The sequence below is a fragment of the Cyanobacterium sp. Dongsha4 genome (genome assembly GCF_036345015.1).
In the GTDB taxonomy this organism is placed as follows: domain Bacteria; phylum Cyanobacteriota; class Cyanobacteriia; order Cyanobacteriales; family Cyanobacteriaceae; genus PCC-10605.
The window spans coordinates 1,068,924-1,093,961 of sequence record NZ_CP084098.1; the positions used below are offsets into that span (position 1 = coordinate 1,068,924).

Below are 25,038 nucleotides of genomic sequence, written 5' to 3' on the forward strand. Positions count from 1 at the left end.
AAAATGATAAAAACAACTAATACAACTTGGATGGGTTTTTTATTAGCAATATCTACCGTTGCTTATTGCGGTTCATCCCATGCCACAACCCCAGATTCCATCAAAGAATCTTTAAACCCCCTAGAAAATCGCATTAGTCGTATAGCAGAGGTGTTGAAAGAAAGAGAAAAGCAACTACAACAAGAGGGAGAATCTGACAATAATTTCACTTCTGACATGGATGATAACCTCATAGCAGGTGGTTGGGGAAATGGAAGAGGAGGCAGTTGGGTTGACAGCAATCGGGGTAGTTTTGTCAATAATCGACGAGGTTGGGATAACTGGAGAGGTTGGGATGACTGGGGAAGATGGACAAATCGCTCTCCTTGGCGTAATGGTGGAGGTTTTCTCAATCGCCGTTAGTCAATACTGAAACATTCCTATAACAATTAGCAATTAGTAGTTAAAAAATAGGAAATTTATCAATAATAAAAAACTGTTTAAACTCCAATAAATTAATTAAATATGTTATGTTAACTAGCCAAGAAAAAATTAATTATCTCCGTTCAGAAAATCAAGAGTTTGGACCGATTTCTTTAGTGGTTATTCAACCTAACTCATTTTGCAATTTAGACTGTGACTATTGTTATTTGCCCGATCGCAACTTAAAAAATAAACTCTCACTAGATTTAATTGAACCTATTTTTAAAAGTATTTTTACTAGCCCTTTTTGTCGAGATAATTTTACTATATGTTGGCACGCAGGAGAACCATTAACCATGCCAATTTCTTTTTATAAATCAGCTTTTGAAATAATTGAAAATACCAGTAAAAAATATAATCAAACTGAATTTAGTTTTAATTATTCTTATCAAACCAATGGTACTTTAATTACACAGGCATGGTGTGATTTTTGGCAACAATATCCTCTTAGTATTGGGGTTAGCATTGATGGTCCTGCCTTTTTACATGACGCTCACCGTAAAAATAGAAAAGGAGGTAATTCCCATGAATTAACCATGAGAGGAATTAAATATCTACAAAAAAATAATATCCCTTATAATACTATTTCCGTTATAACAAAGGATTCCTTAGATTATCCTGATGAAATGTTTAATTTTTTTGCGGAAAATGAAATTTATGATCTTGCTTTTAATATGGAAGAAACCGAGGGAGTTAATGATTCTAGTTCATTAAATGGCAGTGAAATTGAAAAAAAATATCGTTATTTCATTGAAAGATTTTGGCAGTTAATAACAGAAAGTAAATTACCCTTTTTTATCAGAGAATTTGAAACATTAATTAGTTTAATTTATCATCAAAAAAGATTAAACCATACCGAAATGAATCATCCTTTCTCTATTATTAATATAGATTATCAAGGTAATTTTTCCACCTTTGATCCTGAATTATTATCGGTCAAAACTCCTGAATATGGTGATTTTATTTTTGGTAATATTTTAACTGATTCTTTAGAGTCAATTTGTGAAACGGAAAAATTTAAGCGCATTTATCAGGAAATAAAAACAGGGGTCAAATTATGTGCCGAAAATTGTCATTATTTTGGTTTATGTGGTGGCGGTGCAGGTAGTAATAAATATTGGGAAAATGGTACTTTTGCCTCTAGCGAAACTCAAACTTGTCGTTATCGTATTCAAATTTTAACTGATGTGGTTTTAGATGCGATCGAGCAATCTTTGGGAGTCACTGCAAATAATCCATGATTTCTAAGAGTATTTTTGCGATTGCGCAGCGCCACTTTAGTGATCGAGAAAAAATTAAATCCTAATTCCTAATTTCTCGTCCAACATTATTCTTCCTATTTTTTATCCATTGCCAGTTTTCAAATCTTCGATTAAATCATGGAGATGATCAACATTAGCGTGATACACTTCTCCACAGAATTGACAAGTAGCTTCTGCCCCTCCATCTTTTTCAATCATATCCGCCAACTCATCAGTACCTAACATTTTTAAAGCACCTAAAACGCGATCGAAAGAACATCCACAATCAAATCTTATCATCTGAATTTCAGGGAAAATATTTAAACCAAAATCCCCCAATAAATCCGTAAAAATATCAGGTAAAGTTTTCCCTTGACGTAATAAAGGAGTAAAACCAGTTAACTGACTAACACGAGATTCCAAAGTTTCCACTAATTGTGGATCTTCTGCCGCCTTTGGTAATACCTGCAATAAAATACCTCCAGAAGCGGTAACTCCTTGTTTTCCCACAAATACTCCCACCAATAAAGCAGAAGGAGTTTGTTCTGATGTACCTAGATAATGAGCAATATCTTCTCCTACTTCCCCTGAAATCAATTCAACAGTACTAGAGTAAGGATAACCATAACCCATATCCCTAACAACATAAAGATAACCTTCCTTGCCCACAGCACCGCCCACATCTAATTTTCCCTTACTATTGGGGGGTAATTCCACAAAAGGATTAGAAACATAGCCTCTCACCGTGCCATCTAATCTTGCATCGACTAACAAACCACCTAAAGGGCCATTTCCCTTAATTTTAATATTTACCCTAGACCCTTCCTTTTTCATATTAGAAACTAAAAGCAAACCCGATGACATCGCCCTTCCTAATGCCGCAGTAGCTACATAAGATAATTTGTGTCTATCCCTTGCCTCTTGCACTGCTTTAGTGGTGATAACCCCCACTGCACGAATACCACCATCGGCCGCTGTTGCTCTAATTAAATGATCTGCCATAATTTTCTTTACATTTCTCAACAATACATTGATCTATCTTAACCTGAGTTCAATCTAAAATTTTCGTGGTGTCAAGGTATCAGCTATCAGGTGTCAGGTTTTAGGTTAAACAAGACAAACAGAAGTTCATTAATCATGAAGATATGAGATAATTAACTATTGTTAACAAAACTATTAAGCAATATATTATTTTTCGTGGATAAAAATCGCACTGTTTCCGACACTAAAAGAAGTTTTTATCAACATCATCAACGCCCCATTAACTCTATCTATCGTCGTGTGGTAGAAGAATTAATGGTAGAAATGCACCTCTTAGCAGTTAATGTTGATTTTAATCCCGATCCTATTTATTATCTGGGAGTGTATCAAAGTTTTCAACAATTCATGCAGGGTTATAAACCTGAGTCAGATAAAGAATCTATTTTCAATGCTTTATGTCAATCCGTTGAAGATAACCCTCAAGAATATATCAGCAAATCACAAACTTTACTAAATTTTGCCGAAGGGAAATCTGCTCAAGAAATTCTTGATTGGCTATTAAACCCTTCTGGAGAGGGAGATTTAGAAGGTGTTGCTTCTCATTGGCGTGGTAATTTAGAAAATCCTCGCTTTAAATATAGTCGTTTATTTGCCATTGGTTTCTATACTTTAATAGAAAAAGGTGACGGTGAATTTATTAAAGATGAAAGTAAATTTACTGATTTTATTCAGCCCTTAATTGATAAATTACAACTGCCAGTAGAAAAACTGAAAAAAGATTTAGATTTATACCGTAGTAACTTAGAAAAAATGAATCAAATGCTAAGTGTAATGGCAGATGTTTTGGAAGCCGAAAGAAAGAAAAAACAAGCAGAGAGTAAATAGGAATATTCTAATTAGGAATTGGGAATTAGCAAATATTTCGTTAATATTAAATAACTTAAATGCTCAGTTATAAGAAACTAAAGTCAACTGAGAACAAGTTTTTAAAACTAAGTAAAAAGGTAATCATACTATTATTTCTATCTGTTATTTTTACTATAAAAAATAAGTTAATATCATATACTGACTGGTTATGTTAGACATCAAAAAAATTAGAGAAAATCCCCAAGAAGTTTTAGATAAATTACATAAGCGTAGTCCCAATTATGAATTGCAATCTATTCTTGATTTAGATAGTAAGCAAAGAGACATTCAAAATATTAGGACAGAATTACAAGCCCGTAGTAACGAAATCGGTAAATTAATTGGGCAGAAAATGAGGGAAGGGGCAAACCCTCAAAGTGAAGAAATAATCGCTCTCAAACAAGAGGGAAATGAAGTTAAAGCTAAATTAGCGGATTTAGAACCTCAAGAAAGAGAGTTAAAAGCTAATATTGAGGCTTTACTGTTAGAGTTACCTAACTTACCCAGTGATACCACTCCTGTGGGCAAAGATGAAAGCCAAAATGTGGAGGTGAGAAGATGGGGGGATGAGTTTATCCCTGAAAATAAGGATATTATCCCTCATGGAGATATTGGGGAAAAATGGGGCATTATCAACTCAGAAAGGGCGGTAAAAGTTGCTCAAAGTCGCTTTATTGCGTTAATTGGTGCTGGTGCGGCTTTAGAAAGGGCTTTAATCAATTTTATGTTGGATCAACAAATTGAGGCGGGATATGTGGAAATTATGCCTCCTGTGTTGGTGAATAGTGAAACTTTACAAGGTACAGGGCAGTTACCGAAGTTTGCGGAAGAAAGTTTTAAATGTGATAAAGATGATTTATGGTTAACTCCTACAGCAGAAGTGCCTGTAACTAATTTCTATCGTCAGGAAATTCTTGAGGCGGAAATGTTACCGATTTATCATTGTGCTTTTACTCCTTGTTTTAGGCGAGAGGCAGGTAGTTATGGTAGAGATATGCGAGGATTAATCCGTTTGCATCAATTTCATAAGGTAGAATTGGTGAAAATTGTTCATCCTGATGTTAGCGTGGAAGAGCATGAGAAAATGGTCAAGGATGCGGAAAGAATTTTACAGGCTTTGAAACTGCCCTATCGAGTTTTAGAGTTATGTACAGGAGATATTGGTTTTAGTGCGGCGAAGTGTTATGACTTGGAGGTGTGGATGCCTTCGGCTAATACTTATAGGGAAATTTCTAGTTGTTCTAATTGCTTTGATTTTCAGGCGAGAAGGGCAGATATTCGTTTTAAGGAAAAAGGTAAAAAGGGAACAGAGTATGTACATACTCTCAATGGTTCTGGTTTGGCAGTGGGGCGCACTATGGCGGCAATTTTAGAAAATTATCAACTGCCTGATGGTAATGTCCGCATTCCAGAGGTTTTGCAACCTTATTTAAAGAGAGATTTGTTAATTGTTGAATAATTCGTCTTCAATTTGAGGGAAATAATTATTTTTTAAGTGGTATGAAAAAATTAGTCGTTGCTACCAGTAATGCGGGAAAACTGAAGGAGATGGAAAAACATTTATCGGATTTTGGGGTGGAATTGGCTCTCAAGCCTCCAGAATTTGATGTGGAAGAAACGGGGATTACTTTTGGGGAAAATGCTCGTTTGAAGGCTTCACAGACTGCGAAAACCCTCGGAGAATGGTCGATCGCAGATGATTCAGGACTAGAAGTAATGGCGTTAAATGGGCAACCGGGTATTTATTCGGCTCGTTATGGTAAAACGGATCAAGAGCGTATTGGAAGGCTATTGAGAGAGTTAGCACCCTTTGAAGATAGATCCGCTCAGTTTGTATGTGCGATCGCAGTTTCTAATCCTCAAGGAGAAATTGTCATTGAGACAGAGGGAATTTGTCAGGGGCAAATATTGACGGAAATTAAAGGGGAAGGGGGTTTTGGTTATGATCCTGTGTTTTATGTACCTGAAGTGGGTCAAACTTTCGCTCAAATGCCTTCTGAGTTGAAACAAAAATTAAGCCATCGTGGCAAAGCATTTGCCAATTTACAACCATTATTAAAATCTTTGCTTGAATCAGAGGGAAAATAAAATGCAACCAGAAGTTATTGGCGTTGATTTAGGTGGTACTGCCATAAAATTAGGTCGTTTTACTCAAGATGGTAGTTGTTTGGAATCCGTTACTATTCCCACTCCCCAACCTGCCACTCCCAAAGCGGTGATAGATGCGATCGCCTCTATGGTTAAACAATTAAATAGCCAAAACCAAGCCATAGCCATAGGTGTAGGAACTCCCGGCCCTACTGATGCTCAGGGGAGAATCGCCCTTGTTGCCATTAATTTAACAGGATGGGAAAATGTAGCCCTAGCCGATGAATTAGAAGCAAAAACAGGCTTAAAAACCACCATTGCCAATGATGCCAACTGTGCAGGATTAGGAGAAGCGTGGTTAGGTGCAGGAAAAAATTATCATAACTCCATCCTCTTGACATTAGGTACAGGAGTTGGAGGAGCAATTATTCTCAACGACAAACTATTCACAGGGCATTTAGGAGCGGCAGGAGAACTGGGATTAATCACCCTTAACCCTGACGGGCCTCCTTGCAACAGTGGTAATCGAGGCTCATTAGAGCAGTATGTTTCAGCTACAGCAATCATTCGTGAAACAGGAAAAAACCCAGCAGAGTTAGCAACCCTCGCCGAACAAAACGACTCTACCGCCCTGATGTTTTGGCACAATTATGGTAAGCAATTAGGAGCAGGATTAGCCAGTTTAATTTATATCCTTACTCCCGAAGTAGTTATTATTGGGGGAGGAGTTTCGGCTGGTGCAAAATACTTTCTCTCTTCCACACAAAAGGAAATCGAAAAAAGAGTCTTACCCAGTTCCCGTATTAACTTAAAAATAACAGTTGCCCAACTAGGAAATCAAGCAGGAATGGTGGGGGCGGCAAAATTAGCATGGGACAAAGTTGCACTCTGGAAGAACATAACTTGATGTATAGGTGGTAAAGGGCAAAGGTGAATAGTTGATAATTAATAACGTCTAACTCTTGACTCCTAACTCATTACTTGTTTCTCCCTAACACCCCAATACCCTAATTCCCTAATCTCCTTCCCTAGATTTTCACTTTTATTTTTTATAATCTCTATTGTCAACTCCAAAAAAGTAGTTAATTATGGATAGTAGAGATTTTCGTAAATTACACCGCAAAATAGCCCCAATAGTTTTTTTACCTTTATTTGTTACTGCTTTTACTGGTGTATTGTATCGAGTGGCGAGAAGTTGGTTTGGGGTTTCGGATGAAATAGGAGAGATGATTATGTTTATTCATCAAGGTACATTTTTAGGAAAAGATTTACGAGTTTTTTACGTAATTCTTAACGGTTTAGGATTAATTGGAATGGTCGTTAGTGGTATTGTTATGTCTGGAATATTCTTTCGTCGTCGTAAAATTTCTGACTAATTAGGAGTTGATGAAACAGTAATAAGGTGAGATTAACATAAATCGTTTAGAGGTGTTAGGCAAGGAGCAACAAGCAACAGGTAAACGTTTGAATTATTTTTAAGAATTAATAAAGTCAGTTTAATGGGTCTTAACTTATCAGGAGGTTGGGCAATACCTGAGTTCAGAGTTAAAAGTCATAGTTATTGACAAAAAGCTGAATAAATTAACTTAATAAGAGTTTTTCCTAAATTTAATTATTTTTTCTGGTGAAATTTGCTCAATTATAACTCTCAACGTCTTATTTTTTAACGCTGGTTTCGTCGAACTCAGGTAGCAATAGGTAAAAGTTTAGTTTCTTTACCCCGAACTCCGTTTTTATTACCGCAACTCCCCAAAACTTAAAATAATGCCTTTTGGCGACGAGCAAATAACTTACGAGTGTTAACGTTATGGGTTACTTCAGACAGAGGAAGAGAACGGAAGTTTTTACCAAAACTATCTACCTGATAAACAGTATCTGTATTTAAGTCTAAGGCACTTAGCCATCCTTGCCCATGATGATAAACTCCTGTATCTATACCGAGCCATCCTTCTCCTTTGGCAATTTGCCCCGGTTTTAGTCCATTAAAGGTAAAAGTTATAGTGTGACCGATGATGATTGTTTTATCTTTAAAATAAGCCTTTTCAGTACTATGAAATTCTGAGCGAATCCAACAAAATTGATCTGGGGATTGTTGAGTAATATTTAAACGGGGGTCAACTCCAGCATGAACTAACCAATAATCTCCTAAGTCAAAGAAGAAGGGAAGACTTTTCATCCAGTCTAGATGTTCAGGCGAGGGCATTTTATGACCATAACTCATTACAGTAGCGTTGCCTCCATTTTGTAACCACGATTGGAAGGCTTGATGATTAAGTTTTCCGTTTCCTAAAGCATCGAGTAACATAATTTCGTGATTACCAAGGATGCAATGGTAGTCATTTTTCATGACAAATTCTACTACCTGAGAACTTTCAGGACCACGATCAATTAAATCCCCTAAAAAATAAACTTGATCCTCTTGAGTGGGTGCAATGTGATTAAACAAGGAACATAATGCTTCGTAGTGACCATGAACATCTCCGATAACCAATCTTTTGTGACTCATTCTATTTATTTAAGATATTTATGTTTACTAATAGAAATATATAAGTTTTTATCCTAGTCTAACTAAATTTATTTTATTATGGGTAGGCTGGTTATTTTTTGTTTGCTTACAAATTCGTGTCTAGTTTCACTAAAATTAAGTTACTTTGTCAACCCACTCAGTCTGCATGGTTAGAACAGGCTTTGGATAATCTTGATCTCATTTTACTAGATCACTCTCATTGTGAACGCAAAGCGGCGGGGGTAGCTGTGAATTTTTTGTTTCGCTATCCTGCCCATGAGGATTTAGTTTATCAGTTAACGGCGATCGCACAGGAGGAGTTAGAACATTTTGAGCAGGTAAATCAATGGTTAAAGAAAAAGAATATTCCTCTCGCTCCGTTAAAACCTTCTCCTTATGGTGCTACTTTGAAACAGACTATTAGAAAACAAGAACCTCACAGGCTTTTAGATTCTTTGCTCATCTCTGCTTTAATTGAAGCGCGATCGCATGAAAGATTAGGATTACTTGCCCAACATTGTCCTGACTTGGAGTTAGCAAAGTTTTACCGAGGATTAATGGCTTCTGAGGCTAGACATTATGGCATTTACTGGGTATTGGCTACTCAATACTTCGATCGCACCATTGTTGATTTACGCCTATCTGAATTAGCACAACTAGAAAGTGATACTTTAAGTAACCTTCATCCTGAACCGAGAATTCATAGTTAATAAAGGGCAGGAGGAAAGGGCAAACCCCTCTATGTCTCCCCTTTTAAGGGGAGAGGGGCAAGGGTAAATTAATTAGTTTCTCCCCAACACCCTAATCCTCTAATCCCCCATTCTTAATCCCGAACTCTGAACCTTCTTAATTAACACTCCACCAGCCAAAACCCGGACCGATAAAACGAATAGTAATCCAAGTAAAAGCTAAGAGCCCAATACCAATCCAAGCACCACGAGTGGTTAATTTATAGGCATCTTCTGCTTGTTTTTTGGTGAGGGGTAGCCAAGGATAAAGTCTTTCTTCTTTACCGTAATCATCCCCTAAGTTGTCTTTTCTACGTTTTGATTCTCCCATGATAGTTTCTCTAATCTAGTTAATAAAACAAAAATTAATTATTGATAACCCAATTGACAAGGGTGCGCACTGCAAAGCCTGTACCACCTTCATTATTGACAGCACTGGGTTTATCTGCCCAAACTGGCCCTGCTATATCTAAATGAGCCCAAGGGGTATCTTTGACGAATTGTTGCAAGAATAAGGCGGCAGTGATTGAACCTCCTGCACGAGTGCCAGTATTTTTCATATCGGCAATAGGAGATTTCATCTGTTCAAAATATTTACTTTCCATGGGCATTTGCCAGAATTTTTCTCCTCCTGCTTCGGCGGCAATTTTTAACTCATTGGCTAATTTATCCTCTGTTGTCCATAATCCTGCTATATCATTACCTAAAGCAACAATACAAGCCCCTGTTAATGTGGCTAAGTCAACCATCGCATCAACACCTAATTTGTCGGCATAAACAAGAGCATCAGCAAGGGTTAAACGCCCTTCTGCATCGGTATTGTTAACTTCGATGGTTTTGCCATTGGAGGCGGTTAAGATGTCTCCAGGGTGCATTGCCTTACCACTAATCATATTTTCAGTGACTGCACTGATAAAGTGTACTTCTACATCTGGTTTTAAAAGTGCGATCGCCTTTGCCGCCCCAAAAGTAGCCGCCGCACCGCCCATATCCATTTTCATGGTTTCGATGCCACTACCACTAACTTTGAGGTTTAAACCACCTGAATCGAAAGTTAAACCTTTACCGACAATGGCTAGTTTCCGTTTTGCTGTGCCTTGGGGTTTATAGACGAGGTGAATAAATTTAGGAGGTAAATCAGAGGCTTTGGCTACTCCTAAAAATGCACCCATGCCTAATTTTTCGCACTCTGCTTGTTCGAGAATCGTTAATTCTAAATTATGTGCTGAGGCTAAATTCTGCACCATTTCCGCCATGGTAACAGGATTAATGTCGTTAGCGGGGGAGTTGACTAATTCTCTGGCTAAAATGACCCCAGAAGCAATATTTTGGGCTTTAGTGATTGCTGATTCACTGGCAGATAATCCCAGTAATTCAATGGTATCGAGATTGATTTTACTTTCCTCTGGCTCAGATTTAAAACGATTGTCTTGATGAGAAGCGAGAATTATACCTTCGCTGATAACTTGAGCTAGAATTTCGTCTTCATAATTGTCACAATTTATTGCTACCCCTAATTTTGCCACTTTTCCCTGCTTGGCAATACGGGCTATATTTCCTCCTGCCTGACGAAAAGTATCTAAGGTAACATCTTCTGCTTTTCCTAAACCAATGATAATAATTTTTTTGATGGCACTATCTCCCCCCACACGTGCGATCGCACTTACTCCTTCTTTCCCTGTAAATTCTGTTTCAGCGATTAACTCACTGATGGTATTTCCTAATTTTTGATCTAAGAGATTTAATTCTTCTGTTAGACTGAGGTTGTCATCAGCGAAAAAACCTAATGCTAAAGCTGAACCACTCCAATCTAATTTATTAGTATTTCTGACTTTTATATCCATTATGTTCTGAGGAAATATTTGAGTTTATATTATTTTTAATTTTTACTACTTCTCAAGATTATATAGCAATCCTTATATTTCCCTTCTGGATTAAATAGCAACAGGATATTAAAATATTGAGAAACTGTTAACCTTTCATCTTCAGGAAAAGGTAAATCAGCAACCGTTAAACCTTTCTTCACTAGATAATAAAAATCTAATACCTCTATACCAACAATATTATTATCTTTATCGTAGTCAATAATAATTCTGTCTGTTTCAGGTTCGGTGCTGTCAATTTTATTTTCCGTTAATTTAAAATAAATTGCGTCAACTTCATTATCGTAGGTAACAATCATATTTTTTCCTCAAATCGGGCTAGAAGCCCGAAATACCCTTCAAAAATCATTATTTAAAGTGTTAAATACCCATAAACATTATTGCGAAACAAATAAATCAGAAAAATTAGCGATAAACTTGATAGTCAAAATCAGGAAAAATATTATCCATTATTTCTAACTTTAATAGCCAATCTCCGTTAATATCCCCGTTTTTTATCTCCTCGTAAAGTCGGTTAAATCTCAATAAATGATTTTTTGTCCTTTTGATGGCATAATCTACCATTGTGCCTGTGTGCATAATAAATGCCCAATCTGATGATTGTGCCAGTAACAATTCTCTTCCTGCTTGGTTTAATGCTCTTAATTCTAATTCGCTCTCTGGATTACGTTGGGCTAACTCAGTCATTTTTTCAATGGCTTTGTGAAGATGCGGATAAATCCAACTATTACTTTCATTTAACCAAAATTCATGGTATCCCTTGTAACCCCAACTAGATTGAGCAGGGGTTGCCACCTGTTGGGTAGGGTGATTTTGTAAATATTCCCCCAAAGTAGTCATCACAATAGTTTCTTGATCAAACCATATTTTGCGACATAAAAAATCAAGAAATTGTGGACCTTCATACCACCAATGTCCGTATAATTCAGCATCATAGGGAGAAACAACAATTGGTTCTCTACCCATTACCCCTGCTAGGTGCTTCATCTGTTGAATTCGGTTAAACAAAAAATTTCCAGCGTGTTCTGCGGCTTTTTCTTTTGCCCAATATGGATCATAAAGACCTTTTTCTGAAAGACTACAGGTGCGATCGGTAATCTTGTAGTATTTAATGCCTACATTTTTTCTTTGACCATTGGGCATAATATAAGGTTTAATATATTCATAATCAGCTTCCCATCCTAAATCCTTATAAAATTCTCGATAGACTGGATCACCCGGATAACCTATTTCCGAAGACCAAACCTGTTGAGATGACTCAGAATCTCGCCCAAATACCGCAACACCTCTAGGGGTGAAAATAGGAGCATAAGTACCAAAACGAGGTGCAGGATTTCCATGAATTAAGCCATGTCCATCAGTGATAAAATACCTCAACCCTGCCGAAGCCAAAATATCCTCTAAACCTTGATAGTAAGCACATTCTGGCAACCATATCCCTTGGGGAAACTGTCCGAAATTATCATGATAATGGTCACGGGCTACCTCAATTTGAGCTTTAACAGCGTTGGGATACATTTTCATTAATGGTAAATAACCATGAGTAGCCCCGCAAGTCACAATGTCGAGATTATGGCTGTCTTGAAAAGTTTTAAAAGCTGACACTAAATCCCTTTCCGATTCATCCCATATTTGTCGAATCTGGGCAAATTCTTGTTCATAATATTCGGCTAAATACTTGAGATGTCCATTATTTTGATTGCTTATAACTTCTTTTAGAATTAACTGTTCTAATTTGTGGAGATACTGATCATAACGATGTTGTAAAAGTTCATCTTTTAGCATAGACACAAGAGTCGGTGTTAGACTCATGGTGATTTTGAACTCAACTCCATCTTTTTTTAAGTCTCTAAAAACTCTTAGTAAAGGAATATAAGTTTCCGTAATTGCTTCATATAACCACTCTTCTTCTAATACATAGTCACTTTCAGGATGACGAACGAAGGGTAAATGTGCGTGTAATACTAAGGCGAGATAGCCAAGAGCCATAATTTATATTAATAACTGTTCTTTGGTTATGATGATTAGTTTACAGTTTTTCAAAAGAATAAGGGGAAGATTTTTGGGAAGCAAATTAAGTTAAATCTTCATGATTATTGATATATTGATCTTAAAATTAGGCAACAAAAGAAGGACATAAATGACTTAAAGTACATTCGGTGCAACGAGGTTTACGAGCATTACAAACTGCTCTACCATGATAAATAATGCTAATAGAAAAATTTTCCCATTCTGGTTGGGGTAATAACTTCATCAAATCCTTTTCAATCTGTATCGGATTAGAATGCTTAGTTAAACCTAGACGATTACTAAGCCGTTTAACATGGGTATCCACCGTTACACCCTCAATAATGCCAAAAGCGTGAGCTAACACGACATTAGCGGTTTTACGGGCAACTCCTGCAAGGGTTAACAATTCTGTCATAGTTTGAGGTACTTTCCCATCAAAATCATTAACAATTCTGATACAGGCATTCTGAATATTTTTAGCTTTGTTGCGATAAAAACCCGTAGAGCGAATTAAATTTTCTATTTCTTCTCTATCAGCTTGGGCAAAACTTTGGGCATCAGGAAAACGCTCAAATAAAGCTGGTGTAACCTTATTTACCCTCTCATCGGTGCATTGTGCAGAAAGAATCGTTGCCACTAATAATTGCAGAGGTGTGTCATGATTTAAACTACAAGTAGCAGTAGGATACAGTTGTTTCAGGATAGTTAAAATTTCCGTTGCCTTTTTCTTCTTACTAATTCTCATGTTATTGTTATGAATTTTATATCTTTAAATTTATCATTTTTCTCCCGTGAAACAGGCATCTTGCTTGTGGTTAATTTCATGGGGTGATAAGGCTTCTCATTCATAAATCGCTTTGCAATAAACCTTTAGTACTGAGCGATAGCGAAGGATCACAAAACTAATAAATTACATTCAATAAATTAAACTAATAATATATAATGTTACCACACAAATAACTGCTCAATTACTAATTCTAAATCAGGAAAAGATTGAATTTTTAAAGTACCTTTAGATAAAGTTTTATTTACTAAATAATTATCACTTTCAGGATTAAAAAATACATGAATTTGACGACTATTAATATCTACAACCCAATACTCTTTTATCCCTTCTTTGGCATAGGTTTTTTTCTTCTCATTTAAGTCATAACTCAGAGTTTTATTCGACACTTCAATTAATAAGAAAATGTCATCCGCAAAGGGATGTCTATTTTTATAGTTATGAGAATGAGGTTTAACAATGGCAATATCAGGTTCAGGCTCAGAATTGCTCAAAGTAATCGGATGTGCCTCTCTGATGAATGCTAATCCTTTTAATTTTTCTCGAAGATAATTAGAACCACTAGAAGTTATATAAGTATGCAATGGACTTTCTGGAGGCATTTCGATTAATTCTCCTTCTAATAATTCAACATTTTTATCCGCTAAAACTCCATTATTAATTAAATTATGATAATCTTCTAATGACCATTTCATTAAGGTTTTCATAGCAGTTATATTGATTTTATACTTTGATTATGATCGATAAAGATAATGACATCTCGATCGCATCTTTTTTTCAGTTCATTTACCCTCGTAAGTGCGATCGTATTTTTACATTGACAGAAATATTATGTTCAAGAATAATATCATTTTAGGATAAAAATTTATATATTGTTATTGATAGTAAATTTTTAGGACATTCCGTCATTCCGAGCTTGTCGAGGAATCTCAACCCAATGATTTTGGCTATCCAATGCCCAAGTAATATTTCTCTTAAACTGTGCTACTCTTGATATCGAATCAAGAGAATTAATCCCCGAATATTACAAAGGAGAAGAAATCTTAATTACTGATAATATTCAACGATCGCACTCTGCTAATAATTAGTTTTTATCTACACTAATATTAAAGTATTTATGCTCTAGTTTTTTCATAGTTTGAAAAGGGTAAACATAACAAACAATGGATTTTTCTCATACGTTAATGGATATCATTTTTTGGTTAATAATTAGTGTATTTTTCTTGACAACCTTTGGTTCGTCATCTGGAAAAAATGATAATAAATTAAACCTAGCAAAAAAAAATATTCTGACACTACAAAAGAGAATAATTTAAACCATTTAACGAATAATGATAACGGACAAGATGCCATTTATTTGGATATTGGGCAAGTGGTAGAAATGGGGAAAGCTGAACTTAGTTACGATAGTTCAGGAAAAATGACCAGTGGTATCGTAAAATCTCAAAACACCTATAAATCTCTCACCTATGAATTAGATTGGCAAGGAAACATTATTAAGTCTGCCTGTATTGCTCAATTAAATCCCCTTGGCACGGTGGGAAAAGATCGTCTTAAAATACATCTGGAAATAGATGATAACCGAATGTTGTTACTGACTGTAACAGATCTTCTGACTCAACAAGTATTAGTCTATAAGAGTGCGATCGCACATTTATATTAATTAACATTTTCTTGAGTAGGGTGGGCAATGCCCACCATTAGATTAATTGAATTAAATAGCTTCTAGGTTTTTTTCACCAGTTCTAATACGGATGGTTTCATCAACGGGAGAGATAAAGATTTTACCGTCGCCTATTTCTCCTGTACGAGATGCTTGGACAACCTTATCAACTACCATATCAACTTGATCATCTTCCACGACAATTTCTAATTTGAGCTTTTGTAAAAACTCAACAGTGTATTCTGAACCACGATAGCGCTCAGTTTGTCCTTTCTGACGACCAAAACCCCTTACCTCAGAAACAGTCATACCAACGATTCCTGCATTAACTAGTGCAATTTTAACCTCATCTAGCTTAAAAGGGCGAATAATTGCTTCTATCTTTTTCAAATTAGTATCTCCTTTAGTTTAATTTCTCTATATACCTTATACAATTTCCTGTTATTTTTTAACACTCTTATTTGATGAGTTTTTGTAACAATAGGTACATAAATGATATAACCTCATCTGGGTTCGGAGTTCGGAGCTCAGAGTTCGGGGTTTTTTCATAATAAATAATAAGTAATGAGTGGGAAAATATTAGGGGATAGAGAAAAATCGTCATTCATCCGACACCTTTTTCTTTTATTGAGTCGAGACAGCAAATTTTTGTTAACATTATTTGGTACATTTTTCAAATTATCTTAAATTAATTTTGCTATGGCGCTAATTGTCCAAAAATACGGTGGTAGTTCTGTTGGTTCAACCGATCGCATCAAGTCTGTAAGTAAGAGAATTTCCCAAACAGTAAAGGAGGGAAATCAAGTGGTAGTGGTGGTTTCGGCAATGGGCAAGACTACTGACGGTTTGGTCAAATTAGCCCATGAAATTACTGCTAATCCCTGTCGTCGGGAAATGGATATGTTACTCTCCACAGGGGAGCAAGTGTCCATCTCTTTGTTGAGTATGGCATTACAGGAAATTGGACAACCTGCGATTTCCCTCACGGGCGCACAGGTAGGTATTACAACAGAAGCTAATTATAGCAAAGCTCGAATTTTAGAAATTAAGACCGATCGCATCAATCGTCATTTAGAACAAGGACAAGTGGTTGTGGTTGCTGGTTTTCAGGGCATTATTCATGGAGAAGAATTGGAAATTACCACATTAGGTAGGGGAGGTTCAGATACTTCGGCTGTGGCTTTGGCTGTGGCTTTACAGGCTGATTGTTGTGAAATTTATACCGATGTACCAGGTATTTTAACAACTGATCCGCGCATTGTACCTTCAGCGAAATTAATGGATGAGATTACCGCCGATGAGATGTTAGAGTTAGCTAGTTTAGGGGCGAAGGTGTTGCATCCGAGAGCGGTGGAAATTGCCCGTAATTTTGGGATGCCTTTGGTGGTAAAATCCAGTTGGACTAATGATCCGGGGACTAGGGTGATTTCTCCTCCGAATTTAGGTAAATCTTTAGTGGGTTTAGAAATTACTAAGGCAGTGGATGCGGTACAATACGACGCAGATCAAGCTAAAGTAGCCCTATTGCGTGTTCCCGATCGCCCAGGGGTTGCCGCCCGTTTATTTGGGGAGATTGCCCGTCATGATGTGGATGTGGATTTGATTATTCAGTCTATCCATGAGGGAAATAGTAACGATATTGCTTTTTCTGTGGTGAAAGGAGTGTTACCGAAGGCTGAAGCCGTAGCAATGGCGATCGCACCTATTTTGGGAGAAGAAGGCAACACCGATATTTTAGTGGAAAAGAAAATTGCGAAAATTGCGATCGCAGGGGCTGGAATGATAGGCAGACCTGGTATTGCGGCTCAAATGTTCCAAGCCTTGGCAAAAGCCGAAGTCAATATTCAGATGATTTCTACCTCGGAGGTGAAGGTTAGTTGTATCGTAGCAGAAGATGAATGCGATCGTGCGATCGCTGCTTTATGTGAAACTTTTGACATAGCCAGTTCTAGCGTTACTTTGAACGATAATAGTAAAGATATAGCCAATCTTGTACCAGTGAGGGGAGTTGCCTTAGATCAAAATCAAGCACAATTAGCCATCTTATTTGTACCAGATGTACCGGGGATGGCGGCGAAAATCTTTACCGTCTTAGCGGACGCCAATATCAGCGTTGACATGATTATTCAATCCCAGAGATGTCGTTTAGTGGATGGAATCCCCATGCGTGATATTGCCTTTACCGTTGCTCAATCCGATGCCCAAGAAGCGAAAAAAGCCCTGTATCAACTGCAATCCGAGATAAAATTCAAAGAGATAGTAGTCGAAACCAATATCGCTAAAGTAAGTATTGTTGGCTCAGGAATGATTGGTTCACCAGGAGTTGCGGCTAAATTTTTCAATGCTTTGGCACAAGAAAAGATAAACATTTCCATGATTACCACCTCCGAAATTAAAATTAGCTGTGTCGTAGATGAATCCCAAGCTATTCAAGCCTTAAAAGCAGTGCATGAAGCCTTTGGTTTAGGGGGAGAGACTTTATTGGAAGTTCCTTCAAAGGAGGGATAATTTGAAATAAAGGGTAAGGGGCAAAGGTAAATAGTGAATAAGAACTTATAACCCCCATTTCCCTAACTCCTAACACCCCATTCTTACCTGAGTTCGATGAAAAAAGTATCGAAAAATAAAGCGTTGAGAGTTATCATCGAGCTAATTTTGGAATAAAAAATTATTAAATTTAGGAAAAACTTATTTAAAATCAATTTATTCAGCTTTTTTGTCAATAATTATTACTTTTAACTCCGAACTCCGAACTCCGAACTCCGAACTCAGGTATTCTTAACCCTATCCATCAATATTGCATCTAATCAGGGTCAAATTCCACATATTTTTAACAGCAGTTTAACCATAAATTCAATAAAGCCATTATTTGCTGATCAAAAGAATCTGTTAACTGATGGCTCAATTGCCAACTATCTACAACAATACCTGAACAGAGTAACATGAGGTAGAGAATAGAATATTTAAACATGGATTTAGCACAGTCTTTACTGTCGGGTTGCTGTAATAATTGCCATGATTTATAGATGAAAGTTAGTCCCAAAATAAGAGCAAAAGAAAAATAAACAAATCCTGCACTATGTAAAGGATAGATAAAGATTAAACTAAAGGCAAAAGTAATCCAAGTATAAATCCAAATTTGTTTAACTGTTGACTCAAACCCTTCCACAACAGGCAACATTGGTACACCAACTTCTGCATAGTCATCACTAATCATCAAAGCCAAAGCCCAAAAATGAGGGGGAGTCCAAAGAAAAATCAATGTAAATAACGCCCATGCACTCCAACTTAAATCCCCTGTTACAGCCGCCCAACCCACGAGAGGAGGAATAGCTCCGGCCGCCCCTCCAATGACGATATTTTGGCTAGTATAACGTTTTAGCCAATGGGTATAAATCAGCATATAGAAGATAATCCCCGTCATGGCTAACAAGGCAGACAATAAATTGACAGCAATTACTAAAATACTAAAGGAAAGAATTGCTAGGAAAATTCCAAAAATAATTGCATGGTTAGATTGAACTCTTCCCGAAGGAATAGGACGTTTTCTCGTGCGTTTCATGTCATAATCAATGTCTTGATCATAAACACAGTTAAAAGTTTGGGCAGAGGCGGCGGCTAATGTCCCTCCTAATAAGGTCATAATTAAGAGTAGAGGATCAACTGTGCCTTTTCCCGCCATAAACATAGAGGCAGTAGTGGTTATTAAAAGTAAGGGAATAATACGAGGTTTTGTGAGGAGATAATAACTTTGAATAACTTGCCAAAAGTTCTCGTTACGAGGTGAAATACTTGTTCCGATCATGTTTATTGTTTTTTCTGAATTATGTTTAAGGTTTTAGCCTTAAGCTAATATTTGTTATCAGTTTTTTTGATGTGATTAAGATTGATTGAAATAGACAGATTTTTAATTTAATTAGATAAAGGATCTAAATAAACTCTTTCTTCAAGGTTATGCTAATTTTTTATTTACGGAAAAACTAATTTAAAAGGGAAATGGTAGTATCTTCATCTCTAAGGGTGTAAACGGTAAAAGTTATCAACATCCCAAAAAGTGCCGCTCCGATGGTATGGTGGGCTACGGTAAGAGGTTCTACTTGTAGATGAAGGTAAAATGTAGCAATACCGAGTAATATTTGACTCACTAAAATTATGGTGATATATTTAGTCAAATTTCGCAATTTAAGACTTAAAGCAGGGGTTTTTCTGGCTAAAATCACTAAAGTGATAGTGGCGATGGTGGCAGGAAGCACTCCGATAATATGACTATTCATGACAAAACAAAGTTGATTACCCGCGAAGCATTGATGTAAAGCCCATTGAGAGGCAACTAAACCCCCTAAAAGACATTGAACATATACGGTTATAGATGCGATCGCACCTATGAGAGTTAATTTACTTACATCCGTAGCTGTGCCTTGATATTCACTAAGATTGCTACCAATAGCGATTAATGTGCCAAAAAACAATAAAGCAGTGCCTAGATGAGCGGTAACAATATCAAAACGCAATAATTCTGTGACTGTCAATCCGCCCAAAATTCCTTGAAAGATGATTAGAAATAGAGCAAAACTGGAAGCATAAGGCAACCATTGAGGTAATTTACGGCGATGCCACCAAGAAGCAATCACCAAAATAATGGTAGTAAAACCAATTAAAGCCGCATCCAGTCGGTGAAACCACTCTAAAAATACCTGTAAATTCATTTCCTGAGTGGGGACAATTTTACCGTAGCATAAAGGCCAATCAGGACAAGCTAATCCTGCATTCATAACCCTCGTTGCCGCCCCAATTGCCATTAAAGCCAGAGTTGCGATCGCAATTTTCCATACTAGCCACCTAATCCATCTAAGGGGATGAGAAGAGGAGAAGGAAAAGAAAGAATTATATAAAGCTGAATCTGTCATATTAAAAAATGCCATTGAATTTCTAAGGTTGATCTTAGCTTAGGATCAAATTTCTGGAACTTTTGGTATTTTTAGAATCTTTCTTGATTATTTTTACAAAAGTTAACAAAACGCCTTTTTTCCCTTAGCCGTAATCTCTGATGAAGGGCAAAGGTAAATAGTTAAGAATTAAGAATTAAGAATTAAGAATTAAGAATAAAAAACCCCTAACTCCTAACTCCTAACTCCTAACTCCTAACTCATTTCTCCTTCTTATCACCGAACCCCTTTAATTATGGCTTAAGTAACCGTTGTAAGGTACAATAAGCAAAATAAGATTTTATTGAGAAGGACAGATATTGTGGCTTTTAAGATCGGTTTATTAGGACTAGGTACTGTTGGCACGGGTACGGCAGACATTTTATTTAATCCCGATGGCAGACACCCCCTCCTTCAAAATATAACGATTAGTCAGGTAGGGGTAAAATCACTCGAAAAAAAACGCAACATTGATTTACCCTCAGAAATTCTGACGACAGATTTAGAAGCCATTGTCACTAATCCCGAAATTGATATTGTTGTTGAGTTAATAGGTGGTTTAGAACCCGCCCGTAGTCTTATTTTAAAAGCGATTGCTCATGGTAAGCACGTTGTAACAGCGAATAAAGCAGTAATTGCCCGTTATGGTGGAGAAATTTTCGCCGCCGCCAATGAAGCGAAAGTTTATGTTTTGTCGGAGGCGGCAGTAGGGGGAGGTATTCCCATTGTCGAACCTCTTAAACAGTCTTTGGGGGCGAACCGCTTAGAAAATATTATTGGGATTGTTAATGGCACTACTAACTATATCCTTACGGAAATGACCGAAAAAGGGGCTGATTTTGGACAGGTGTTAAAAGTTGCCCAAGATTTAGGCTATGCTGAAGCTGATCCCAGTGCCGATGTAGAAGGTTATGATGCGGCGGATAAAATTGCTATCTTAGCTTCTCTTGCTTTTGGTTGTTTAGTCAAACGAGAAGACGTTTATTGTGAGGGTATTACTAAAATTACGAGCAGTGATATTAATTATGCTGAAAAATTAGGCTTTGTTATCAAGTTACTGGCGATCGCCCATAAGGTACAATCTAGCACGGAAACTCAACTACAGCTAAGAGTTCATCCTACTTTCGTGCCGACATCTCATCCCCTGGCAAATGTCAATGGTGTTAATAATGCTATTTTAGTGGAAGGTTCACCCCTTGGACAAGTCATGTTTTATGGACCAGGTGCAGGTTCAGGCCCTACCGCCAGTGCCGTAGTTGCAGATATTATGAACATTGTGGGGGTTCTCAATACTGATAAAACAGGAGATAATCTCGATTCTTTACTTAGTTGTTCTCCTCAAGGTCAGGGTCAAATTAGCCCCATAGAGGACGTTTACAGCCGTTTTTATGCCCGTTTTCTCTGTGCAGACGTACCGGGGGTCATCGGTCATCTAGGTACTGCTTTTGGCGAAAATAAGGTCAGTTTAGAGTCTGTGGTTCAAATTGGATTTCAGGGGGATTTAGCAGAAATTGTGGTTGTCACTCACCATGTTAGAGAAGGCAACTTTAGAGAGGCGATCGCAGAAATTCGTAGTTTAAATGCGATTAAGAATATTCCCAGTATTATTCGAGTGCTGTAGTTTGAGTCATGAGTTATGGAAGAGGTGTCAGGTTTCAGGATGTTAGGGGAATGAGAGGATGAGGAGATGAGGGAGAAACTAACTCCCAACTCCTAGCTCAAATTATTGCCCATTGCCCTTTTAACTTTTGCCCTTTAGCCTTTTTGAAAGGAGATAAATACTATTTTTACACCACCTCTTGCTAAATTAATTGAACAATTACAAAAATTACCCGGCATTGGTCCTAAAAATGCCCAGAGATTAGCATTACATATTATTAAACGTTCTGATAAAGATGCTGAAGCCTTAGCCCAAGCTATTCTTGACGCAAAAAGAAGAGTCGGTTTATGTCAGAAATGTTTTCATTTATCGGCTGATCCTGTATGTGAAATCTGTCGTAATCCCAGTCGAGTTCAAAGTACAATTTGTGTTGTCGCTGATTCTAAAGATGTAATCGCCTTGGAAAAAACCAGAGAATATCAAGGTTTATATCATGTTATTGGGGGAGTGATTTCTCCTATGGATGGCATTGGCCCTGAACAACTACACATACAACCATTAATTCAACGAGTTAGTCAAGAAAAAATTGAGGAGGTGATTTTAGCGATTAATCCTAGTGTTGAGGGGGAAACTACTACTTTATATATTGGTCAATTAGTTAAGCCTTTTACAAAAGTTACTCGTATTGCCTTTGGTTTACCCATGGGAGGTGATTTGGAATATGCAGACGAAATAACCCTTGCTAGGGCATTAGAAGGGCGCAGAGATTTTGATTAAGATTGATCTATTTTTTAAAAGTCTTGCAAACAAAATAGAAATCAAAAATATAATGGAGATTATTGACTATTGATATGATATTCCTATCTGTTCCTTTTTACTAAATTCGGTGAGAATCCCTATTTTTCAACGTGGGAAACAAAACGATGGGCAACAGTTTCTGGTTGAATTGCAGACAATACTACATGGTTGGAATCTGTTATAATTACGGCTCTGGTTCTTCTGCCATAGGTTGCATCTATCAATTGTCCTTTATCTTTTGCTTCGTTGATGATACGTTTAATGGGGGCAGACTCAGGACTAACAATGGCAATGACTCGATTAGCGGCTACTATGTTACCAAAACCGATATTTATTAATTGAATATCCATGAATTTTACTGATAGTTGACAGTTTTAAATTTATCCTTTATCTTATCGCTATATTTTTAGAATAACAAGAATTTTCGTCAATATTCTCGGAAATTTGACATTGTTTCTATATCCTTTATGACTTTTTAATAATTACTAATTACTTATTCAAATGGATTTTTTGCGATCGCTTCCTATTGGTATATTTATAGAAAAGCCCATCTCATGGCTACATAAATTAGATCCTCGTGTTAAGTTAGCATGGTTGATGAGTGTAATTTTGACACCTTTGTTAGCAAATCCTTATTGGCGTATTTTTTTAGTCATTTTTTTGTTACTTTTGACAGTGTTGGCAAAAATTCCGTGGCGTATTCTGAAAACCCAAGTTAGTCTATTGGTCTTTTTTCTGGTGATTGTATTTTGTGTCACCATATTTTCGGGGGATGGATTTAATCTTAGTTACCAACCAACTTTACCCCCAAGCACATTACCAACTCCTCAATCGACAGATTATCGATATGTATTGCTAGAAATCGGTAATTTCACCATGACAAGAAGAAGTTTAGATTTAGCGATTCGAGTTACCACTTTAATTTTTACTTTAGTTTATAGTAGTAATTTGTTTTTGTTAACTACAGCTCCCGAAAAAATTACCGCAGGAATTGAAGATTTATTATCTCCTTTAAGAAGGTTTAATTTACCAATTACAGAAATTATTTTAACTTTAACTTTGGCATTAAGATTTATTCCTTTAGTGTTAGAAGAAGCCCAGAATTTAATTAGATCCATCAAAACAAGGGCAATTAATTGGAAAAAATTAGGCTTTAAAAAAAGTATGCAAATATGGTTAATTGTAGCAGAAAAATTATTACAAAATATACTATTAAGGGCTGAACAAATTGCGATCGCGATCGAAGCTAGAGGTTTTACAAATCCCCATGATCATTTAGTACAATGGCATGAATTAAAAATGATAAAAGCAGATTTTTTCGCTTTATTTAGTTTAATAATATTTTGGGTTTTTCGGGTTATATATGGTGGTTAAATATTTTTTAATAAACCTTTTACAATATTAAAATTAATTGATATAGAAAATATCGTTAACTTACTTCATTTTTGCCTTTTGCTTGAGGAAGCAATAAATCTAATTTACTCCCAATGATTCTCCCACTTCTTTTATATCTGTAATCAATTTTTTTAATTTTTCTATAAATATTTCTATTTCTTTGCCATTATCTGTAAATAAATTATCATGATCTGTTAATTTTTCTAACGTGCTATCCGAATCAATTAAACTTGTCAATTCTTCTCGAAAATTATTAATTTTATCTTTAAATAAAATTCTAGCTTTTTCTATATTCTCCTCACTATTTTCTCTAAAAGAGCTTATTTCTTGCTCGATATTATTAATACTCTGTTCTAATAATTCTTCTAAGTCTGTAGAATAATTCGCTAATTTTGGCTTTAAGTTATCTTCTAAATGACTACTTATATCTTCTTGATAATCATTTATTTGATTAGTAAAATTTTCTAAATTATATTCAATTACTTCCTCTAAATAATTAACTTTTTCCGATAAAATTTCAATTTCTTGTTGTGTAGATTGCCAAGTAATCTCAATACTTTCATGATTAGCTTGTAAAGACTCCCACAATTCATTAAAAATAGTAATTCCTTCTTCTAAAATTTGTAGGTGATAAGTCTTCATTTTCTCTAATTGTTGCTCAAATTGTTCAAAATAGCTACTGAGGGTTTGCATTGGTGAATTTAACTCTTTTTGCTGATTAATCATGGTTTCATTCAGTTGTTTAATCTTATTAGATACTGCAACCATTTTTATCTGTAATAAACCTTGTTGAGTAATTATTATTTGAGGAAAATTAGATAGTTTTTTTTGCACTTTTATTAATTGCTTAACTACTTCCTCTTGTTTATTATTATTTTTTTCAATGACATTATTTAAGTTTTCTCTAATATCGTTGAGAATTTCTGTCATTTTACTTAATTCTTCTGGTAAATTTTTTCTTACCTCACTTATATATTCTAAACTTGAAATTAACTTTTCATTAATTAACATTTTGATTTATCCTATTTTAATAAGTTAATAAAAATTAAGATTAATTAGTAATAATAA

General features: G+C 36.1%; 26 protein-coding genes. 13 read left to right on the forward strand and 13 right to left on the reverse strand.

What is annotated here, in order from left to right; genetic code table 11:
• Nucleotides 1–3 precede the first annotated feature (3 nt).
• Together grrA and grrM are read left to right on the forward strand one after the other, a co-directional pair.
• Nucleotides 4–402: a GrrA/OscA1 family cyclophane-containing rSAM-modified RiPP gene (gene grrA, locus Dongsha4_RS04555; RefSeq protein WP_330204548.1), complete on the forward strand. Its 399-nt coding sequence runs from the start codon at nucleotides 4–6 to the stop codon at nucleotides 400–402.
• 107 nt (nucleotides 403–509) lie between these two features.
• Entirely contained in the window at nucleotides 510–1,703 is a 1,194-nt protein-coding gene (gene grrM / locus Dongsha4_RS04560; protein ID WP_330204549.1) for a cyclophane-forming radical SAM/SPASM peptide maturase GrrM/OscB, read from the forward strand.
• Between the two features lie 102 nt (nucleotides 1,704–1,805).
• Here the strand turns inward: grrM and hslO are convergent, their stop codons facing one another.
• On the reverse strand, nucleotides 1,806–2,705 hold the full coding sequence (gene hslO, locus Dongsha4_RS04565) for an Hsp33 family molecular chaperone HslO (RefSeq protein ID WP_330204550.1): 900 nt from the start codon (nucleotides 2,703–2,705) through the stop codon (nucleotides 1,806–1,808).
• Between the two features lie 195 nt (nucleotides 2,706–2,900).
• Here hslO and psb29 point away from each other — a divergent pair, with 195 nt between their 5' ends.
• The 5 genes from psb29 to Dongsha4_RS04590 all read left to right on the forward strand — a co-directional run bounded on the left by psb29 (nucleotide 2,901) and on the right by Dongsha4_RS04590 (nucleotide 7,054).
• Nucleotides 2,901–3,569 (forward strand): photosystem II biogenesis protein Psp29, encoded by a 669-nt coding sequence (gene psb29, locus Dongsha4_RS04570; protein WP_330204551.1) that lies wholly within the window; start codon nucleotides 2,901–2,903, stop codon nucleotides 3,567–3,569.
• Nucleotides 3,570–3,759: 190 nt separating this feature from the next.
• Complete coding sequence (serS, locus tag Dongsha4_RS04575) at nucleotides 3,760–5,049, forward strand: serine--tRNA ligase (protein ID WP_330204552.1); 1,290 nt, start codon at nucleotides 3,760–3,762, stop codon at nucleotides 5,047–5,049.
• Between the two features lie 41 nt (nucleotides 5,050–5,090).
• Nucleotides 5,091–5,678, forward strand: a complete 588-nt coding sequence (gene rdgB / locus Dongsha4_RS04580) for an RdgB/HAM1 family non-canonical purine NTP pyrophosphatase (protein WP_330204553.1) — start codon at nucleotides 5,091–5,093, stop codon at nucleotides 5,676–5,678.
• A gap of 1 nt (nucleotide 5,679) precedes the next feature.
• Nucleotides 5,680–6,585 (forward strand): ROK family protein, encoded by a 906-nt coding sequence (locus tag Dongsha4_RS04585; protein WP_330204554.1) that lies wholly within the window; start codon nucleotides 5,680–5,682, stop codon nucleotides 6,583–6,585.
• A 181-nt stretch (nucleotides 6,586–6,766) separates the two neighbouring features.
• Nucleotides 6,767–7,054: a hypothetical protein gene (locus Dongsha4_RS04590; protein ID WP_330204555.1), complete on the forward strand. Its 288-nt coding sequence runs from the start codon at nucleotides 6,767–6,769 to the stop codon at nucleotides 7,052–7,054.
• Nucleotides 7,055–7,434: 380 nt separating this feature from the next.
• On the opposite strand, the gene Dongsha4_RS04595 is transcribed toward Dongsha4_RS04590, so the two are convergent.
• Nucleotides 7,435–8,184 (reverse strand): metallophosphoesterase family protein, encoded by a 750-nt coding sequence (locus Dongsha4_RS04595; protein WP_330204556.1) that lies wholly within the window; start codon nucleotides 8,182–8,184, stop codon nucleotides 7,435–7,437.
• Nucleotides 8,185–8,300: 116 nt separating this feature from the next.
• Between Dongsha4_RS04595 and Dongsha4_RS04600 the strand changes: the two genes are divergently transcribed.
• On the forward strand, nucleotides 8,301–8,894 hold the full coding sequence (locus Dongsha4_RS04600) for a tRNA-(ms[2]io[6]A)-hydroxylase (RefSeq protein WP_330204557.1): 594 nt from the start codon (nucleotides 8,301–8,303) through the stop codon (nucleotides 8,892–8,894).
• Between the two features lie 136 nt (nucleotides 8,895–9,030).
• On the opposite strand, the gene Dongsha4_RS04605 is transcribed toward Dongsha4_RS04600, so the two are convergent.
• The 6 genes from Dongsha4_RS04605 to Dongsha4_RS04630 all read right to left on the reverse strand — a co-directional run bounded on the left by Dongsha4_RS04605 (nucleotide 9,031) and on the right by Dongsha4_RS04630 (nucleotide 14,296).
• Nucleotides 9,031–9,243 carry a DUF2839 domain-containing protein gene (locus tag Dongsha4_RS04605; RefSeq protein ID WP_330204558.1) on the reverse strand — a complete coding sequence of 71 codons (213 nt, stop codon included), beginning with the start codon at nucleotides 9,241–9,243 and terminating at the stop codon, nucleotides 9,031–9,033.
• Between the two features lie 34 nt (nucleotides 9,244–9,277).
• Nucleotides 9,278–10,756 carry a leucyl aminopeptidase gene (locus Dongsha4_RS04610; protein WP_330204559.1) on the reverse strand — a complete coding sequence of 493 codons (1,479 nt, stop codon included), beginning with the start codon at nucleotides 10,754–10,756 and terminating at the stop codon, nucleotides 9,278–9,280.
• 35 nt (nucleotides 10,757–10,791) lie between these two features.
• Nucleotides 10,792–11,094, reverse strand: a complete 303-nt coding sequence (locus Dongsha4_RS04615; protein WP_330204560.1) for a DUF2283 domain-containing protein — start codon at nucleotides 11,092–11,094, stop codon at nucleotides 10,792–10,794.
• 106 nt (nucleotides 11,095–11,200) lie between these two features.
• The gene (locus Dongsha4_RS04620; RefSeq protein ID WP_330204561.1) at nucleotides 11,201–12,784 is read right to left on the reverse strand and encodes a glycoside hydrolase family 57 protein; all 1,584 of its coding nucleotides are present in this window, start codon (nucleotides 12,782–12,784) and stop codon (nucleotides 11,201–11,203) included.
• A 127-nt stretch (nucleotides 12,785–12,911) separates the two neighbouring features.
• A complete protein-coding gene (gene nth / locus Dongsha4_RS04625) occupies nucleotides 12,912–13,550 on the reverse strand; it encodes an endonuclease III (RefSeq protein WP_330204562.1) in 639 nt (212 codons plus the stop codon).
• 200 nt (nucleotides 13,551–13,750) lie between these two features.
• The gene (locus Dongsha4_RS04630) at nucleotides 13,751–14,296 is read right to left on the reverse strand and encodes a Uma2 family endonuclease (protein WP_330204563.1); all 546 of its coding nucleotides are present in this window, start codon (nucleotides 14,294–14,296) and stop codon (nucleotides 13,751–13,753) included.
• 650 nt (nucleotides 14,297–14,946) lie between these two features.
• Here Dongsha4_RS04630 and Dongsha4_RS04635 point away from each other — a divergent pair.
• Nucleotides 14,947–15,252, forward strand: coding sequence for a hypothetical protein (locus Dongsha4_RS04635; protein WP_330204564.1), 306 nt, complete (start codon nucleotides 14,947–14,949; stop codon nucleotides 15,250–15,252).
• A gap of 51 nt (nucleotides 15,253–15,303) precedes the next feature.
• On the opposite strand, the gene Dongsha4_RS04640 is transcribed toward Dongsha4_RS04635, so the two are convergent.
• Nucleotides 15,304–15,642, reverse strand: a complete 339-nt coding sequence (locus Dongsha4_RS04640; RefSeq protein WP_015219925.1) for a P-II family nitrogen regulator — start codon at nucleotides 15,640–15,642, stop codon at nucleotides 15,304–15,306.
• A gap of 309 nt (nucleotides 15,643–15,951) precedes the next feature.
• Here Dongsha4_RS04640 and Dongsha4_RS04645 point away from each other — a divergent pair, with 309 nt between their 5' ends.
• Nucleotides 15,952–17,760 (forward strand): aspartate kinase, encoded by a 1,809-nt coding sequence (locus Dongsha4_RS04645; RefSeq protein ID WP_330204565.1) that lies wholly within the window; start codon nucleotides 15,952–15,954, stop codon nucleotides 17,758–17,760.
• Between the two features lie 322 nt (nucleotides 17,761–18,082).
• Here Dongsha4_RS04645 and Dongsha4_RS04650 read toward each other — a convergent pair whose 3' ends face one another.
• Nucleotides 18,083–19,057, reverse strand: coding sequence for a heme o synthase (locus Dongsha4_RS04650; protein WP_330204566.1), 975 nt, complete (start codon nucleotides 19,055–19,057; stop codon nucleotides 18,083–18,085).
• A 175-nt stretch (nucleotides 19,058–19,232) separates the two neighbouring features.
• Nucleotides 19,233–20,159: a heme A synthase gene (locus Dongsha4_RS04655; RefSeq protein WP_330205389.1), complete on the reverse strand. Its 927-nt coding sequence runs from the start codon at nucleotides 20,157–20,159 to the stop codon at nucleotides 19,233–19,235.
• A gap of 340 nt (nucleotides 20,160–20,499) precedes the next feature.
• Here Dongsha4_RS04655 and Dongsha4_RS04660 point away from each other — a divergent pair, with 340 nt between their 5' ends.
• Nucleotides 20,500–21,798: a homoserine dehydrogenase gene (locus tag Dongsha4_RS04660; protein ID WP_330204567.1), complete on the forward strand. Its 1,299-nt coding sequence runs from the start codon at nucleotides 20,500–20,502 to the stop codon at nucleotides 21,796–21,798.
• 162 nt (nucleotides 21,799–21,960) lie between these two features.
• On the forward strand, nucleotides 21,961–22,554 hold the full coding sequence (gene recR, locus Dongsha4_RS04665) for a recombination mediator RecR (RefSeq protein ID WP_330205390.1): 594 nt from the start codon (nucleotides 21,961–21,963) through the stop codon (nucleotides 22,552–22,554).
• A gap of 119 nt (nucleotides 22,555–22,673) precedes the next feature.
• Here the strand turns inward: recR and remA are convergent, their stop codons facing one another.
• Nucleotides 22,674–22,925 carry an extracellular matrix/biofilm regulator RemA gene (gene remA, locus Dongsha4_RS04670; protein WP_015219233.1) on the reverse strand — a complete coding sequence of 84 codons (252 nt, stop codon included), beginning with the start codon at nucleotides 22,923–22,925 and terminating at the stop codon, nucleotides 22,674–22,676.
• A gap of 151 nt (nucleotides 22,926–23,076) precedes the next feature.
• On the opposite strand from remA, the gene Dongsha4_RS04675 reads away from it, so the two are divergent.
• On the forward strand, nucleotides 23,077–23,949 hold the full coding sequence (locus Dongsha4_RS04675; protein WP_330204568.1) for an energy-coupling factor transporter transmembrane component T family protein: 873 nt from the start codon (nucleotides 23,077–23,079) through the stop codon (nucleotides 23,947–23,949).
• A 99-nt stretch (nucleotides 23,950–24,048) separates the two neighbouring features.
• Here the strand turns inward: Dongsha4_RS04675 and Dongsha4_RS04680 are convergent, their stop codons facing one another.
• Nucleotides 24,049–24,981 carry a hypothetical protein gene (locus Dongsha4_RS04680; RefSeq protein ID WP_330204569.1) on the reverse strand — a complete coding sequence of 311 codons (933 nt, stop codon included), beginning with the start codon at nucleotides 24,979–24,981 and terminating at the stop codon, nucleotides 24,049–24,051.
• Nucleotides 24,982–25,038: the final 57 nt, after the last annotated feature.